Raw genomic sequence first — 14,916 nt, 5'->3', positions numbered from 1 at the left:
GCTGAGGCCGGTGTCCGAACCTGTGCCCTTGACCAGGCTGCTCGACGACGCGGGATTGCTATCGCTCGAGCATCGCCTACATGTCGAAGAAGTGCTGGGCACGCATCGCTGGCAGGCCGACATGGAGGCGGGCAGGCTCGAATTCATCGGCGCCGAACGCACCCTGGTCTGCACGCGGTTCCACCTGCTCGGCACCGCGGACGCCGAATCCTGGCTGTGGGCCTGGGCGAACCCGTGGGGCTTCGACAAATCGCTGATCGCGGTCGCGCGGATGGTGCGCGCGTTCGGGATTCGCTATAGCGTCGCCGAATTGTGCGCCGCGGAAATGCCGGTCGCGCTCGGCCGGGCGCGGCCGGAACCGCACCAGATCGCGAATCTGCTGGCCGACGCGGCGAAAGTGGTGTCGGGACACTGGAGTTCCTACTGCGGTGTCACCGACGGCACCTGCGTCGCCTTTCTCGTCGAGCACCCGGCGCTCCAGTTGCCGCCGCCCACCGCGGCCGGGCTTGCGCGGGTGCTCGCGCACGGGGTCGGCGCGTTACCGCTGGTCGACTACCGCAGGGCGATGCAGAGTTACTTGAGCATGCGGGGGATGAGCACCGAATTCGTGGAGCATCAGCGGCTACTGGAATTCAGTGGCTTCGGCATCACGGGCACCATCGAATTCGATGCGGCGGGACAGGTGGTGAACCTGGAGGTCGGGGTGGCGATCGACCGCATCGAGTTACCGCGCGCACCCGCCCCGCGCTCGGCGGACATCGAAATGTGCTGAGCGACAGGGCGGGTGCGCGCGGTCAGGCCCGCGTGCGGGTCAGCAGCTGATAGCCGCGGTGCCAGGCCCATTCGACCGGGCCGCGTTCGAAGCGGCGCAGCCACAGGTGTGCTGCGGTGATGATGATCGCCGAAACCAGCAGGTACATCCCTACCGTGAATGGGACGTACAGGTCGGGTGCGACCCTGGCGGCGAGGCCGAAACCCCAGCCGTAGCACAGGATCGAGGTCACCAGGTTCTGCAGGATGTAGCAGCTGAGCGCGGTCCGCCCGACCTCGGCCAGACGGCGTCCGGCGAAGCCGGTCCGGGTGCGATTCAGATAGAACCGCGCGACCAGGGCGAGGATGCCCAGCGAGACGAAAGGCGCGGTGCCGTAACGGGTGTAGAGGAACAAGTGCCCGCCGCCGAAGATGCCCGCGAGCAGGTCGAGCGGCGCCGCGACACCGAAACCGAGCACCATCAGCCGCTTGCGCAGCCGCGCGCCCTCCGGCAGGAACACCCCGGCCCGGAACAGCTTGGCCCCAAGCAAGAACAGCGCGATCGACATCGCGAAGACGAACAGCGTCTCCACCCGGAACGGGCCCGCCTGCTGCACCCGGAACACCACCAGATCCCAGAACGAGCCGTCCGCGTAGGGATTGCCGGTCGGTTCCGGGAACGCCGGTCCGCCGCCGTCGTCGGGCGCGAGCACGGTGGCGAGCGCGATGAGGGTGAGCATCGCGACATGGATGGCCGCGGTGCCGATCAGCCAACGGCGTTGTGCGCGTTCACTGGTCACGAGCAGGTACGAGACCACGAGACCGGTGACGGCGTAACCCATCAGCACGTCGAACTCCGCGACGAACAGGTAGTTCAGCAGACCGTCGAGCAGCAGCAGGCCCGCGCGCACCGGGTAGGTGCCCGGCCACCTGCGCCCGCCGCGTCGCGCGGACGCCTGCTGGATGGCCAGGCCGATGCCGAACATGATGGTGAGCAGGCCGAGGAACTTGCCCTGCGCCAGCTGCTGGAGCACCCGCTCGGTCCAGACCCAGCCGGCGGCCTGACCGTTGAGGTCGGTGATATAGCCGAGCAGGCCCCGGCTGTTGGTCATGATCCAGATGTTGGTGCCGAGGGTGCCGAGGATCGCGATGCCGCGCAACACATCCAGCGCGATCAGTCGCGTGCGCGCGGTCGCGCCCGCGCCGTCGGCGCGGTCCGGGCCGTGCCCCGCGGTGCGCGGAGAAGCGAGAGAATCGGTCATGCATCGAGAATCGGTGCTCGGGCCGGGCCGGCAGATCCTCCGGAAGTACCACTCGCAGGATGAATTCGCGGGTCGTCCGGCTCATCCTTCGGCGTCATCGGGCACCTGGCACGGCCGCTCCGGCGCGGCGCCGACCGTCCGGCGGGGCCGTGCACGGACCACACCCGACGGCGGCGACTAGGCTCGACCCATGCAGCGCATCATCGGAATCGAGGTCGAGTACGGGATTTCGACCCCAACCGAGCCGTCGGCCAACCCGATCCTCACCTCCACACAGGCTGTCCTCGCCTATGCCGCCGCCGAGGGTGTGCCGCGGGCGAAACGCACCCGCTGGGACTACGAGGTGGAGTCGCCGCTGCGCGACGCGCGCGGCTTCGACCTGAGCCGGATGAACGGCCCGGCCCCGGTGATCGACGCCGACGAGGTCGGCGCGGCCAACATGATCCTCACCAACGGCGCGCGGCTCTACGTCGACCACGCGCACCCCGAATACTCCGCGCCCGAGGTCACCGACCCGCTGGACGCGGTGATCTGGGACAAGGCCGGTGAGCGGGTGATGGAGGCGGCCGCGCGGCACGCCTCCAGCGTGCCGGGCGCGCCGCGGTTGCAGCTGTACAAGAACAACGTCGACGGCAAGGGCGCCTCCTACGGCACCCACGAGAACTACCTGATGAGCCGCGACACCCCGTTCAACCAGATCATCCTCGGCCTCACCCCGTTCTTCGTGTCCCGCCAGGTGGTCACCGGGTCCGGCCGGGTCGGCATCGGGCAGTCCGGTGACCACGCCGGCTTCCAGCTGTCCCAGCGCGCGGACTACATCGAGGTCGAGGTCGGCCTGGAGACCACGCTCAAGCGCGGCATCATCAACACCCGCGACGAGCCGCACGCCGACGCGGACAAGTACCGCAGGCTGCACGTCATCATCGGCGACGCCAACCTGGCCGAGATGTCGACCTACCTCAAGGTCGGCACCACCGCGCTGGTGCTCGACCTGATCGAGGCCGGCGAGGACCTGTCGGATCTGCAGCTGGCCCGCCCGGTCACCGCCGTGCACACGATCAGCCACGACCCGACCCTGCGCGCCACCGTCGCGCTCACCGACGGCCGCGAGCTGACCGGCCTGGCGCTGCAGCGGATGTACCTGGACCGGGTGATCAAGTTCGTCGACCGCACCGGCAACGACGACAAGCGCGTGCACGACATCATCGAGAACTGGGCCATGGTGCTCGACCTGCTCGAGCGCGACCCGATGGAATGCGCGAGCCTGCTCGACTGGCCCGCCAAGCTGCGCCTGCTGGAGGGCATGCGCCAGCGCGAGGGCCTGAACTGGGCCGCGCCCAAGCTGCACCTGATGGACCTGCAGTACTCCGACGTGCGCCTGGACAAGGGGCTCTACAACCGCCTGGTGGCCCGTGGCTCGATGAAGCGGCTGGTCTCCGAGCAGCAGGTGCTCGACGCGATGACCAACCCGCCCACCGACACCAGGGCCTACTTCCGCGGCGAATGCCTGCGTCGTTTCGGCGCCGACATCGCCGCGGCCAGCTGGGATTCGGTGATCTTCGACCTCGGCGGCGACTCGCTGGTCCGCATCCCCACCCTCGAACCGCGCCGCGGCACGAAAGCGCACGTCGGCAAGCTGCTCGACGGCGTGAGCTCGGCGGCGGACCTGGTCGAACAGCTCACCACCTAGCGGCCCTCGATGGGGTGAGCTCGGACGCGAGACACAAGACGGCCGCGGGCAAGCTGCGGCCACGCGGCCGACCAACACAGTAGTGTTGAAGGACGGGCACGGACATTGCTCATGATCGGGGCCGTGCTCGCAAGTGAGCTCCGGTCATGATGAGGACAGAGGAGGTCGGCTGCCATGGCACAAGAGCAGACCAAGCGCGCCGGGGGCGGCGACGAGGATGAGGGCCCGGACGGTGTGGACGCCGCCGGTCAGGAGCGCCGCGAAAAGCTCGCGGAGGAGACCGACGACCTACTCGACGAGATCGATGATGTGCTCGAGGAGAACGCCGAAGACTTCGTCCGCGCGTACGTTCAGAAAGGCGGCCAGTGACAGTAGGTGACCCCTCGCGTCTCCACCTGGGGTACGCCCTCTCGTCCTTCTCCGAATACCTCCGCATGCACGCGCCGGACCTGTTGCCCGCCAACAAGTTCGCCGCGATGGACGGCGCCGGGCTCGGCGCCGCCGCGAAGGACCTCGCGCCGCATGGGACCACCATCGTCGCGATCAGCTACCGCGGTGGCGTGCTCATCGCGGGTGACCGGCGGGCCACCCAGGGAAACCTGTTGGCCAGCAGGGACATCGAGAAGGTCTACATCACCGACAGCTTCTCCGCGGCCGGCATCGCCGGCACCGCGGGCATGGCCGTCGAGATGGTGCGGATCTTCGCGGTGGAGCTGGAGCACTACGAGAAGCTCGAGGGCGTGCCGCTGACCTTCGACGGCAAGGCGAACAAGCTGTCGAAGATGGTGCGGGAGAACTTGCCTGCGGCCCTGCAGGGTCTGGCGGTGGTGCCGATGCTGGTCGGTTACGACCACAACGCCACCGACCCCGACCGGTCGGGCCGCATCGTGTCCTTCGATGTGGTGGGCGGGCGCAGTGAGGAGCGGTTCGGTTACGCGGCGGTCGGATCGGGTTCGGTCTTCGCCAAGGGATCGCTGAAGAAGCTGTACGCCAAGGGAATTGATCAGGAGCGGGCGTTGCGGATCGCGGTCGAGGCGTTGTTCGACGCGGCCGACGACGACACCGCCACCGGTGGTCCCGATCTGCTGCGCGGGATCTACCCGACGGCGATCGTGATCGATGAGGAGGGTGCGGTCGAGGTGACCGAGGAACGACTGGCGCAGATCGCGCGGGCGATCGTCACCGACCGTGCGGATGCGGAAGAAGGGAGCGCTCGCGCATGACACTGCCGTACTACGCGTCGGCCGAGCAGATCATGCGCGACAAGACCGAGCTCGCCCGCAAGGGCATCGCTCGGGGTCGCAGCGTCGTGGTCCTGGTGTACGACAAGGGTGTGCTGTTCGTCGCGGAGAACCCGTCCGCGACGTTGCACAAGGTGAGTGAGCTCTACGACCGGGTCGGGTTCGCCGCGGTCGGCAAGTACAACGAGTTCGAGAATCTGCGCAGGGATGGCATTCTGCGCGCTGATTTGCGCGGCTACTCCTACGACCGCCGGGACGTGACCGGGCGGGCGCTGGCCAACGGGTACGCGCAGCTGCTCGGCACCATCTTCACCGACCAGCTCAAGCCGTACGAGGTGGAGATCTGTGTCGCGGAGGTGGGGTATCCGGAGCAACCGCCCGCCTCGGTGCTGTATCGGATCACCTTCGACGGTTCGATCGTGGACGAGCGCGAATACGTGGTGATGGGCGGCACGACCGAGCCGATCGTCACGGCGCTGAAGGCGTCCTACAAGCCGGGTCTCGACCTGTCCAGCGCGATCAAGGTCGCGGTGCAGGCGTTGCAGGCCGGGGTGCCCGAGGGCGCGGAGAAGGACAAGCGCGTGCTCGGCGTGAGCTCCCTCGAGGTCGCCACGCTGGAGCAGGCGCGGCCGCGGCGGGCGTTCCGCCGGGTCGCCAACTCCGCGCTCGAGCAGTTGCTCGAGCCGCCGAAGAAGACCAAGAAGGCCGAGGAACCGCCGGCCGGGGAGACCCCGCAGGCGAAATAGTCGGACGTCGACGAACGGGCCCGTAGCGGAGGAACCCGCTACGGGCCCGAGTCGGGTCCGGTGTCGAGCAAACCCGGCATAACGGGCCGAATCGTTGTGAACCCGTATGCGTTCCTGTTGTCCGCAGCCCCACGCGAGTGCATGACATGGCTGTAATGTCGATAGTGTGCAGCGACGAATCATGGGGATCGAGACCGAGTTCGGTGTGACATGCACCTTCCACGGTCACCGTCGGCTGTCCCCCGACGAGGTGGCCCGGTATCTTTTCCGCCGGGTGGTGTCCTGGGGCCGTAGCTCGAACGTGTTCCTCCGCAACGGTGCTCGGCTCTATTTGGATGTCGGGTCCCATCCGGAGTACGCGACTGCCGAATGCGACAGCCTGCACCAGTTGGTGACCCACGACCGCGCAGGCGAGCGGGTCCTCGAAGAGTTGTTGATCGATGCCGAGCAGCGGCTCGCCGAAGAAGGCATCGGCGGCGACATCTACTTGTTCAAGAACAACACCGATTCCGCGGGCAACTCCTACGGCTGCCACGAGAACTTCCTCGTGGTGCGCGCCGGGGAGTTCTCCAGGATCTCCGATGTATTGCTACCGTTCCTGGTCACCCGCCAGTTGATCTGTGGCGCGGGCAAGATCCTGCAGACGCCGAAGGCGGCCACGTTCTGTCTGTCGCAGCGTGCCGAGCATATCTGGGAGGGCGTCTCCTCGGCGACCACGCGCTCGCGGCCGATCATCAACACCCGTGACGAGCCGCACGCCGACGCGGAGAAGTACCGCCGCCTGCATGTGATCGTGGGCGATTCGAACATGTCCGAGACCACAACCATGCTCAAGGTCGGCACCGCAGCCCTGGTGCTGGAGATGATCGAGGCGGGCGTCTCGTTCCGAGATTTCGCCCTGGACAACCCGATTCGCGCGATCCGCGAGGTCAGTCACGATCTGACCGGTCGCCGTCCGGTGCGGCTGGCGGGCGGACGCCAGGCCAGCGCCCTGGACATCCAGCGCGAGTACTACGCCCGCGCGGTCGAGCACCTGCGCAACCGGGACCGGGATCCGCAGATCGACCAGGTCGTCGACCTGTGGGGTCGGGCGCTGGACGCGGTCGAGGCGCAGGATTTCGCCAAGGTGGACACCGAGATCGACTGGGTGATCAAGCGCAAGCTGTTCCAGCGCTACCAGGATCGCTACAACATGGAGCTGTCCGATCCGAAGATCGCCCAGCTGGATCTGGCCTACCACGACATCAAGCGCGGCCGCGGGGTGTTCGACCTGCTGCAGCGCAAGGGGCTGGCCAAGCGGATCACCGAGGACGAGGCCGTTGACGCCGCGGTGGACACCCCGCCGCAGACCACAAGGGCCAAGCTGCGCGGCGATTTCATCACCGCCGCACAGGAGGCGGGTCGCGACTTCACCGTCGACTGGGTGCACCTGAAGTTGAACGACCAGGCCCAGCGCACGGTCCTGTGCAAGGACCCGTTCCGCTCGGTCGACGAACGCGTGGACCGGCTCATCGCCTCCATGTAGAACGGGGCGACCGAGACCCGACGGGTCTCGGTCGCCGTCGGATTACCGCCATGATCTGCCGTTGCCGCGTGCCGAGAAAATCCGCAGGCGGGCCGGTGCGCTGGGTGACCCAGCGGATCACCGGCTGCTTTCGTCTTCGGCGAGGTAGCGTTCGACGGTTGCGATCTTGGCGGTGAGGGCGTCGGTGACGCCGGGGCGGATATCGGCCTTGAGTACCAGGCTGCAGCGAGGGGCGACCGCGATCACGGCGTCGGTGGCGGCCCTGACGACGGCCATCACCTCGTCCCACTCGCCCTCGACGGTGGTGAACATGGCGTCGGTGCGGTTGGGCAGGCCGCTGGCGCGCACCACGCGGACCGCCTCGGCGACGGCGCGGCCCACGTCGACGCCGGTCCCGAGGGGTGTCACAGAAAACGCGATGATCATGGCCTCCATAGTGCCCTCGGGCATCTGTGCGCGCGGAATCGCGCGCCGCCGCGCACGGCGGGCGCGGCGCCCATTACCCTCTATCGGGTGGCGATATCCAAGGTCGAGCGGCTGATGAATCTGGTCATCGCGCTGCTGTCGACCCGGCAGTTCCTGACCGCGGAGCGGATTCGGGACAGCGTCGCGGGGTACGAGGATTCCGTCAGCGACGAGGCGTTCAGCCGAATGTTCGAGCGGGACAAGAACGAACTGCGTGACCTGGGCATACCCCTCGAGATCGGACCGGTGAGCCGGTACTCCTCGGTGGAGGGCTATCGGATCAACCGGGACGCCTACGAGCTGCCCGAGATCGATCTGTCCGACGAGGAGGCCGCGGCGGTCGCGGTGGCCGTGCAGATGTGGGAGTCGCCGGAATTGGCCGCCGCCGCCGACGGCGCGCTGCTCAAGCTCCGCGCGGCGGGCGTGCACGTGGAGACCGACGCCACGGTGGCCGCGGTGCCCGCGGTCCCGGCGCGGACCCGCGGCTCCGAACCCGTCCTCGGCAAACTCCTCGCCGCCATCGACGCCGGCCAGGCGGTGCGTTTCGAGCATCGCGGCGCGATCAACGCCCCCTACCTGATGCGCGATGTCGAGCCGTGGGGTGTGGTCACCCATCACGGCCGCTGGTACCTCGTCGGGCACGACCGGGATCGCGACGCGGTGCGCAGCTTCCGCCTGTCGCGCATCGGTGACGACGTCACGCCCTATGGCCCGGTGAACACCGTCCGCAAACCCGACGGCATCGATCTGCGCGGGATCGTCGCTCAGGTGACCAGTTCGGCGCCGGTCAGCGGCACCGCGACGGTGTGGGTGGCCGAGGGGCGTGGCCGTGAGCTGCGCCGGATCGGGCAGGTCACCGGCGAGCGCACGATCGGTGGCCGCGCGGGTGCGGTGGTCGAGTTACCGGTGCGCTCGCGCGACTGGATCGCCCGCCTGATCACCGGACTCGGTCCGGACGCGGTGGTGCTCGCGCCGGAGGAACTGCGCATCGATGTGGTCAACCGACTGCGCTCGGTGTTCGATCGCACGGAGGTCACCGCGTGAATTCCCGGCTTTCCGTTCGACTTTCGCGGCTGCTCAACATGATCCCGTACTTCATCGCGCACCCGGGCATCAGCGCCGCCGAGGCCGCCGCCGACCTGGGCGTCACCTCGAAACAGCTGATGAGCGACCTCAACCAGCTGTGGATGTGTGGTTTGCCCGGCTACGGCCCCGGTGACCTGATCGATCTCTCGTTCTCCGAGGAGAGCATCGAGGTCACCTTCTCGGCGGGCATCGACCGCCCGCTGCGGCTGACCTCGACCGAGGCGACCGCGCTGCTGGTGGCGCTGCGGTCGATCGTGGACATGCCGGGCATGGTCGATCCGACCGCCGCGCACGCCGCCATCGCCAAGATCGAGTCCGCGATCGCGGGCGGTTCCGCCGCCGAGCCGGTGCCGGCCCGCACCCCGCCCGCGGAGGCGCCCGCCGTCGCCACGGTGCGCTCGGCGCTGGCGCGCGGGCACGCGCTGCGCCTGGTCTACTACTCCGCCAGCCGTGACGTGGTGTCCGAGCGGATCGTCGACCCGATCCGAATCGTCCTGGTGGACAACAACAGTTACCTGCAGGCCTGGTGCAGGCAGGCCGAGGGCGTTCGGCTGTTCCGCTTCGATCGGATCGAGGACGCCACCGAACTCGACGAGCCCGCGCGGCCGCCGAGTCACGCCACCGAGGAATCCGCCGCGCTCGACCTGTTCCAGGACGACCCCGCGGTTCCCTTGGCGCGTCTGCGTATTCACCCCGACTACGCCTGGGTGCTCGATCAGTATCCGATGAACCGGATCGCGGTGCACGCCGACGGCAGCCTGGAGGCGACCATGCGCTTCGCCACCATGGACTGGATGGCACGGCTGCTGCTCGGCTTCGGCTCCGGCGTGACCGCGCTGGGCCCACCGGAATTGGTCGCCGCGGTGCGCGAACGGTCCAACGCGGCGCTGGCCGCGTACGCCGCGGCGGGATTCGAGCCGGCATGAGCAGCCGGGTCATGGTGATCGGTGCGGGCTGTATCGGCATCTTCGTCGGCGGCAAACTGGGCGTCGCGGGCGCCGACGTCACGTTCGTCGGCAGGCCGCGGGTGCTCGACGAGATCACCGCGTCCGGTATCCGGCTCACCGACCTGGACGGCGGCGATGACCTGCTGCCCAGCGACCGGTTCCGGGTGGCCACCGAGCCGGACGACATCGGCTCGGCCGAGCTGGTGCTCGTCGCGGTGAAGTCGGCGGCGACCGCGGACGCCGTGCGCGAGCTCGCGGGCAAGATCCGTCCCGGCACCGTGGTGCTGAGCCTGCAGAACGGGATCGGCAACGACACCGTGATCCGGGAGATCCTGCCGCACTGCGTGGTGCTCGCGGGCATGGTGATGTTCAACGTGGTGCAGCATCCGGGCGGGCGGTTCCATCGCGGCACCGAGGGCAGCCTCGCGGTGCAGGACGATCCGGAGCTCGCGCCGTTCCTCGGGGTCTTCGCGCAGGCCGGACTGGCGCTGCGGCGCTACCCCGATCTGCGCTCGGTGCAGTGGGCCAAACTGCTGCTGAACCTGAACAACCCGATCAACGCGCTGTCCGGGCGTCCGCTGCGCGAACAGCTCGCCGACCGCGACTATCGCCGCTGCCTGGCGCTCACCCAGCGGGAGGCGCTCGCGGTGATGCACAAGGCGCGCATCGAGCCCGCCCGGCTGACCCCGGTGCCGCCGCGCGTCATGGCCGCGCTGCTGACCCTGCCCGACGGCGTGTTCCGGCGGGCTTTCGGCCGGGTGCTCGCCGTCGATCCGATGGCCCGCTCGTCCATGGCCGACGATCTGGCGCTCGGGCGCAAGACCGAAATCTCTTGGCTCTGTGGCGAAATCGTCGGCCTCGGCGCCATGGTCGACCTGCCGACCCCGGTCAACCAGCGGCTGATCGAACTGATCGTCGCGGCCGAGCAGGGGGACCGGCGCACCTGGACCGGCCCGGAACTGCTCGCGCAACTGCGGACGGCGGGCGCGTCGAGCCGGTGACCGGGCAGCCGGGGGCAACGCAGGACAAAGGCGGCGGACGGAGGCGTTCGCGCACGTCACCCTCCGGTAGCATCAAAACCATCACCAGTCTTGGGAGGTATTAATCATGGGCAGTCTGAGCATCTGGCACTGGCTGATCATTGCGGTCGTTTTCGTGATGTTCTTCGGTGCCAAGCGGATGCCCGACGCGGCCCGCAGCCTGGGTCGGTCGCTGCGCATCTTCAAGAGCGAGGTCAGCCAGATGCAGCAGGAGGGCAAGGACGCCGAGGCGCCCGCCGCCCCGGCGCAGCAGCCCGCGCAGCCGCAGCAGCTGCCGCCTGCGCAGCAGGCCGCCCCGACGGTCGCGCAGCAGCCCCACGCCGAGCCGAAGTCGCTCTGAGCCGTTAGACCGAGTTATGCGGAGCGGGCCCGGGTGGCGTGGCGCGCTCATGGCGGAGTGGGGGAACTCACTCCGGGCCTTCGTGTTGCCGAGCTGAGCGCGGCACTGGAACCCAGGGGCAATCACCAACCATGCGAATCCCGTTCGATCCCCGGCGCAGCAAGCGCAGGACCAACCCCGACGGCACCATGTCGTTGGTCGAGCATCTGCAGGAACTGCGGTACCGGCTGTTGGTCTCGATCGCCGCGGTCGTCGTCACCACGGTGCTGGGATTCATCTGGTACGAATACGGCTTCCTCGGCGTCCCCAGCCTGGGCGATGTGCTCCGCGGCCCCTACTGCTCGCTGCCGGACTCGGCCCGCGCGGCCCTGAGCCCGGACGGCAGCTGCAAGCTGCTCGCCACCGCGCCGTTCGAGCAGTTCACGCTGCGGTTGAAGGTGGGCATGACGGCGGGCATCGTGCTCGCCGCGCCCATCTGGCTGTATCAGCTCTGGGCGTTCATCACCCCGGGCCTCTACGCCAAGGAACGCAAGTACGCGGTCGGCTTCGTCTCGACCGGCACGGTGTTGTTCCTGACCGGTGCGGTGCTGGCCTACGTGGTCGTCGCGCACGCGTTGAGCTTCCTGCTCTCGATCGGCAACAACGTCCAGATCACCGCGCTGAGCGGTTCGCAGTACTTCGGCTTCATCATCCAGCTGCTGGTGATCTTCGGCGTGAGCTTCGAAACCCCGCTGCTGATCATCGGATTGAACCTGATCGGGGTGCTCACCTATCAGCGGCTGAAGGCGTGGCGGCGCGGAATCACGTTCGGGCTCTTCGTGTTCGCGGCCATCGTGACGCCGCAGGATCCGTTCTCCATGCTGGCGCTGGCGTTCGCGCTGACGGTGCTGTTCGAGGTCGCGATCCAGTTCTCCCGGATCAACGACATCCGCAAGGCGCGCAAGGAAGCCGAGAACCTGGCCGCGCTCTCGGACGAGGAAGCATCCGCGCTGAGCGGCCCGGAGCCGATCGCGCCCGCCGAGTCGATCGTGACACCCCCGGACAAAAGCGCGCGCTCGATGTCGGACTACTCCGATACCCTCTGACGGTGACACATCACCGGTCGCACACGGGCGAGCTAGCGAAGTTCTCCACCGAGCTGAAATTCAGCCTCGATCCTTTCCAGCGCACCGCCTGTGCGGCACTCGAAGCCGGCCACGGCGTGCTGGTCTGCGCACCGACCGGCGCCGGCAAGACCGTCGTCGGCGAGTTCGCGGTACACCTGGCGCTCGCCGCTGGCGGCAAATGCTTCTACACCACGCCGATCAAGGCGCTGTCGAACCAGAAGTTCGCCGAGCTGACCGAGCGCTACGGCCGCGACACGACGGGGGGTGGGAAGAGCATGGTCGGGCTGCTCACCGGTGACCAGTCGATCAACCCCGACGCGCCGGTGGTCGTGATGACCACCGAGGTGCTGCGCAACATGCTGTACGCGTCCTCCGACGCGCTGCGCGGGCTGTCGTACGTGGTGATGGACGAGGTGCACTATCTGGCCGATCGCTTCCGCGGCGCGGTGTGGGAGGAAGTGATCCTGCACCTGCCGCCGGACGTGCGCCTGGTCAGCCTGTCCGCGACGGTCAGCAACGCCGAGGAATTCGGCGCCTGGATGGAGACCGTGCGTGGGGACACCGCGGTGGTGGTGGACGAGACCAGGCCGGTGCCGCTGTGGCAGCACGTCATGGTCGGCAGGCGGATGTTCGACCTGTTCGACACCGACTCCACCGACCAGAAGGTGCTAGTCGACGAGGACCTGGTGCGGTTCATCAAACAGCGCGAACTCGCCGACCGGGCGAACAGCTGGGGCGGGCCGCGCAACGGCCGCGGCGGGCCGCGACGCGACTTCCGGCCGCTGCCGCGCCCCGAGGTGCTGGCCAAGCTGGACGAAGAGGGCTTGCTGCCCGCGATCACCTTCATCTTCAGCCGCGCCGGCTGCGACGGCGCGCTGGCTCAGTGCCTGCGCTCGCGGCTGGACCTGGGCCGCGACGAGGACCGCGCCCAGGTGGACGCCATCATCGACAAGCACACCGGCGAGCTGCCCAAGGCCGATCTCGAGGTGCTCGGCTACTGGGAATGGCGCGAATCGCTGCACCGCGGTCTGGCCGCCCACCACGCGGGCATGCTGCCCGCGTTCCGGCACACCGTCGAGGAACTGTTCGTCAACGGGCTGGTGCGGGCCGTATTCGCCACGGAGACACTGGCTCTCGGCATCAACATGCCCGCCCGCACGGTGGTGCTGGAGCGGTTGGTCAAGTTCAACGGCGAGTCGCACGCCGAACTCACGCCTGGGGAATATACCCAGCTGACCGGTCGCGCGGGCCGCCGCGGCATCGATGTCGAGGGGCACGCGGTGGTGCTGTGGCAGCCCGAGGTCGACACGAGCGCGGTCGCCGGTCTGGCCTCCACCAGGACCTATCCGCTGCGCAGCTCGTTTCGTCCCGGCTACAACATGTCCATCAACCTGATCGACCGGATGGGCGCGGCCGAATCCCGGGCGCTGCTGGAGCGATCGTTCGCGCAGTTCCAGGCCGACCGGTCGGTGGTCGGACTGGTGCGCGGCATCGAACGCAACGAGTCCGCGCTGCGCAAGCTGCGCGACCAGCTCGGCGGCGCCGAAGGCGGCTTCCTGGAATACATTTCGCTGCGCGAGCGGATCAAGCAGCGGGAACGGCAACTGGAACAGCAGGGCCGGTCCGATCGGCGCGGCGCCGCCGTGGACGCGCTGGTCGCGCTGCGCCGCGGCGACGTGGTCGCGATCCCGTCCGGGCGGCGGGCCGGGCTGGCGGTGATCCTGGAACCCGATGCGACACCGGGTGATCCGCGCCCGCTGGTGCTCACCGCGGACAAGTGGGCGGGCCGGATCTCGGTCGCCGACTTCCCGGTGCCCGCCGAGCCGCTGGGCCACATGCGGCTGCCGCGCCGGGTCGATCACCGCACCGCGCAGGCCCGGCGCGATCTGGCCTCGGCGCTGCGCAGCACCGGGATCTCCGCGCCGGGACGGCCGCGCCGTGGCAAGCGTTCCGCGGCCGCCGACGACCGGGAACTGGCCACGCTGCGCCGCAGCCTGCGGTCCCATCCCGCGCACACCCGCCCGGACCGGGAGCAGATGGCCCGCGTCGGCGAGCGCTACAACCGGCTGCTCCGGGAGACCGAGACCATGCGCCAGAAGGTTGCCGCGACGACGAACTCGCTCGCTCGCACCTTCGACCGGATCGTCGGTCTGCTGCAGGAGCGCGGGTTCGTGCACGACTCCGAGGTCACCGCGGACGGGCGCAGGCTCGCCCGCATCTACTCCGAGAGCGATCTGCTGGTCGCCGAGTGCCTGCGCCAGGGGCTGTGGCGTGGCCTCGGTCCCGCCGAACTGGCCGGCGTCGTGTCCATCCTGGTGTTCGAATCGCGCCAAGACGGTGGCTATCTCGGCGCGAGCGGACCCACGGCGCCGATCCGGCGGGCTGTCGGCGAGACCATCCGGGTCTGGACCGAGCTACGCTCCGACGAGGCCAGGCACAAGTTGCCGCCCACCAGGGAGCCCGATCTGGGCTTCGTCACCGGCGTCTACAAGTGGGCGCGCGGCGACGGGTTGGCCGAGTCGTTGCTCGCCAGCGGCGATCAGGCCGCGCCGCTGTCGGCGGGGGATTTCGTGCGCTGGTGCAGGCAGGTCATCGATCTGCTCGACCAGATCCACGGCAACGCCGACGATCCCGAGGTCGCCGCGACCGCCGCGAAGGCGGTGCGGGCGATCCGGCGGGGTGTCGTCGCGGTGGATGCCGCATAACCGGCGAGACGGT

At 68.8% G+C, this 14,916-nt stretch carries 14 protein-coding genes; 12 read left to right on the top strand and 2 right to left on the bottom strand.

The features are described 5' to 3' along the window. Positions 1–10: 10 nt before the first annotated feature. Positions 11–772 (top strand): DUF6882 domain-containing protein, encoded by a 762-nt coding sequence (locus tag F5X71_RS21675; protein WP_167463701.1) that lies wholly within the window; start codon positions 11–13, stop codon positions 770–772. Between the two features lie 22 nt (positions 773–794). On the opposite strand, the gene F5X71_RS21670 is transcribed toward F5X71_RS21675, so the two are convergent. Continuing rightward, on the bottom strand, positions 795–2,012 hold the full coding sequence (locus F5X71_RS21670; protein WP_167463700.1) for a DUF418 domain-containing protein: 1,218 nt from the start codon (positions 2,010–2,012) through the stop codon (positions 795–797). Positions 2,013–2,202: 190 nt separating this feature from the next. Here F5X71_RS21670 and dop point away from each other — a divergent pair, with 190 nt between their 5' ends. The 5 genes from dop to pafA all read left to right on the top strand — a co-directional run bounded on the left by dop (position 2,203) and on the right by pafA (position 7,214). Then, positions 2,203–3,702: a depupylase/deamidase Dop gene (dop, locus tag F5X71_RS21665; protein ID WP_167463699.1), complete on the top strand. Its 1,500-nt coding sequence runs from the start codon at positions 2,203–2,205 to the stop codon at positions 3,700–3,702. 174 nt (positions 3,703–3,876) lie between these two features. Then, a complete protein-coding gene (locus F5X71_RS21660) occupies positions 3,877–4,071 on the top strand; it encodes a ubiquitin-like protein Pup (protein ID WP_014986166.1) in 195 nt (64 codons plus the stop codon). Beyond that, positions 4,068–4,925 (top strand): proteasome subunit beta, encoded by an 858-nt coding sequence (gene prcB, locus F5X71_RS21655; protein ID WP_167463698.1) that lies wholly within the window; start codon positions 4,068–4,070, stop codon positions 4,923–4,925. The genes F5X71_RS21660 and prcB overlap by 4 nt, the downstream gene beginning before the upstream one ends. Beyond that, entirely contained in the window at positions 4,922–5,689 is a 768-nt protein-coding gene (gene prcA, locus F5X71_RS21650; RefSeq protein ID WP_167463697.1) for a proteasome subunit alpha, read from the top strand. Before prcB ends, prcA begins: the two co-directional genes overlap by 4 nt. A 166-nt stretch (positions 5,690–5,855) precedes the next feature. Then, positions 5,856–7,214 (top strand): Pup--protein ligase, encoded by a 1,359-nt coding sequence (pafA, locus tag F5X71_RS21645; protein WP_194250723.1) that lies wholly within the window; start codon positions 5,856–5,858, stop codon positions 7,212–7,214. Positions 7,215–7,331: 117 nt separating this feature from the next. On the opposite strand, the gene F5X71_RS21640 is transcribed toward pafA, so the two are convergent. After that, a complete protein-coding gene (locus F5X71_RS21640) occupies positions 7,332–7,640 on the bottom strand; it encodes a thiamine-binding protein (RefSeq protein WP_167463695.1) in 309 nt (102 codons plus the stop codon). A gap of 87 nt (positions 7,641–7,727) precedes the next feature. Between F5X71_RS21640 and F5X71_RS21635 the strand changes: the two genes are divergently transcribed. The 6 genes from F5X71_RS21635 to F5X71_RS21610 all read left to right on the top strand — a co-directional run bounded on the left by F5X71_RS21635 (position 7,728) and on the right by F5X71_RS21610 (position 14,903). Next, positions 7,728–8,723 (top strand): helix-turn-helix transcriptional regulator, encoded by a 996-nt coding sequence (locus F5X71_RS21635; RefSeq protein ID WP_167463694.1) that lies wholly within the window; start codon positions 7,728–7,730, stop codon positions 8,721–8,723. After that, entirely contained in the window at positions 8,720–9,691 is a 972-nt protein-coding gene (locus F5X71_RS21630) for a helix-turn-helix transcriptional regulator (RefSeq protein ID WP_167463693.1), read from the top strand. The genes F5X71_RS21635 and F5X71_RS21630 overlap by 4 nt, the downstream gene beginning before the upstream one ends. Next, positions 9,688–10,713: a 2-dehydropantoate 2-reductase gene (locus F5X71_RS21625; protein ID WP_167463692.1), complete on the top strand. Its 1,026-nt coding sequence runs from the start codon at positions 9,688–9,690 to the stop codon at positions 10,711–10,713. The genes F5X71_RS21630 and F5X71_RS21625 overlap by 4 nt, the downstream gene beginning before the upstream one ends. A 106-nt stretch (positions 10,714–10,819) precedes the next feature. After that, on the top strand, positions 10,820–11,092 hold the full coding sequence (tatA, locus tag F5X71_RS21620) for a Sec-independent protein translocase subunit TatA (protein WP_167463691.1): 273 nt from the start codon (positions 10,820–10,822) through the stop codon (positions 11,090–11,092). A 131-nt stretch (positions 11,093–11,223) separates the two neighbouring features. Next, positions 11,224–12,177 carry a twin-arginine translocase subunit TatC gene (tatC, locus tag F5X71_RS21615; RefSeq protein ID WP_167463690.1) on the top strand — a complete coding sequence of 318 codons (954 nt, stop codon included), beginning with the start codon at positions 11,224–11,226 and terminating at the stop codon, positions 12,175–12,177. Between the two features lie 2 nt (positions 12,178–12,179). Then, positions 12,180–14,903 (top strand): DEAD/DEAH box helicase, encoded by a 2,724-nt coding sequence (locus tag F5X71_RS21610; RefSeq protein ID WP_167463689.1) that lies wholly within the window; start codon positions 12,180–12,182, stop codon positions 14,901–14,903. The last annotated feature ends 13 nt before the right edge of the window (positions 14,904–14,916 follow it).

Source organism: Nocardia brasiliensis (assembly GCF_011801125.1).
Taxonomy (GTDB): domain Bacteria; phylum Actinomycetota; class Actinomycetes; order Mycobacteriales; family Mycobacteriaceae; genus Nocardia; species Nocardia brasiliensis_C.
This window is presented reverse-complemented; position numbering and strand designations above follow the sequence as displayed.

Bases quoted from the DNA above. Each gene is read 5' to 3' on its own strand.
- tatC (WP_167463690.1), top strand. From the start codon at position 11,224: ATGCGAATCCCGTTCGATCCCCGGCGCAGCAAGCGCAGGACCAACCCC.
- prcA (WP_167463697.1), top strand. From the start codon at position 4,922: ATGACACTGCCGTACTACGCGTCGGCCGAGCAGATCATGCGCGACAAG.
- dop (WP_167463699.1), top strand. From the start codon at position 2,203: ATGCAGCGCATCATCGGAATCGAGGTCGAGTACGGGATTTCGACCCCA.
- F5X71_RS21640 (WP_167463695.1), bottom strand. From the start codon at position 7,640: ATGATCATCGCGTTTTCTGTGACACCCCTCGGGACCGGCGTCGACGTG.
- F5X71_RS21660 (WP_014986166.1), top strand. From the start codon at position 3,877: ATGGCACAAGAGCAGACCAAGCGCGCCGGGGGCGGCGACGAGGATGAG.
- F5X71_RS21625 (WP_167463692.1), top strand. From the start codon at position 9,688: ATGAGCAGCCGGGTCATGGTGATCGGTGCGGGCTGTATCGGCATCTTC.
- F5X71_RS21670 (WP_167463700.1), bottom strand. From the start codon at position 2,012: ATGACCGATTCTCTCGCTTCTCCGCGCACCGCGGGGCACGGCCCGGAC.
- tatA (WP_167463691.1), top strand. From the start codon at position 10,820: ATGGGCAGTCTGAGCATCTGGCACTGGCTGATCATTGCGGTCGTTTTC.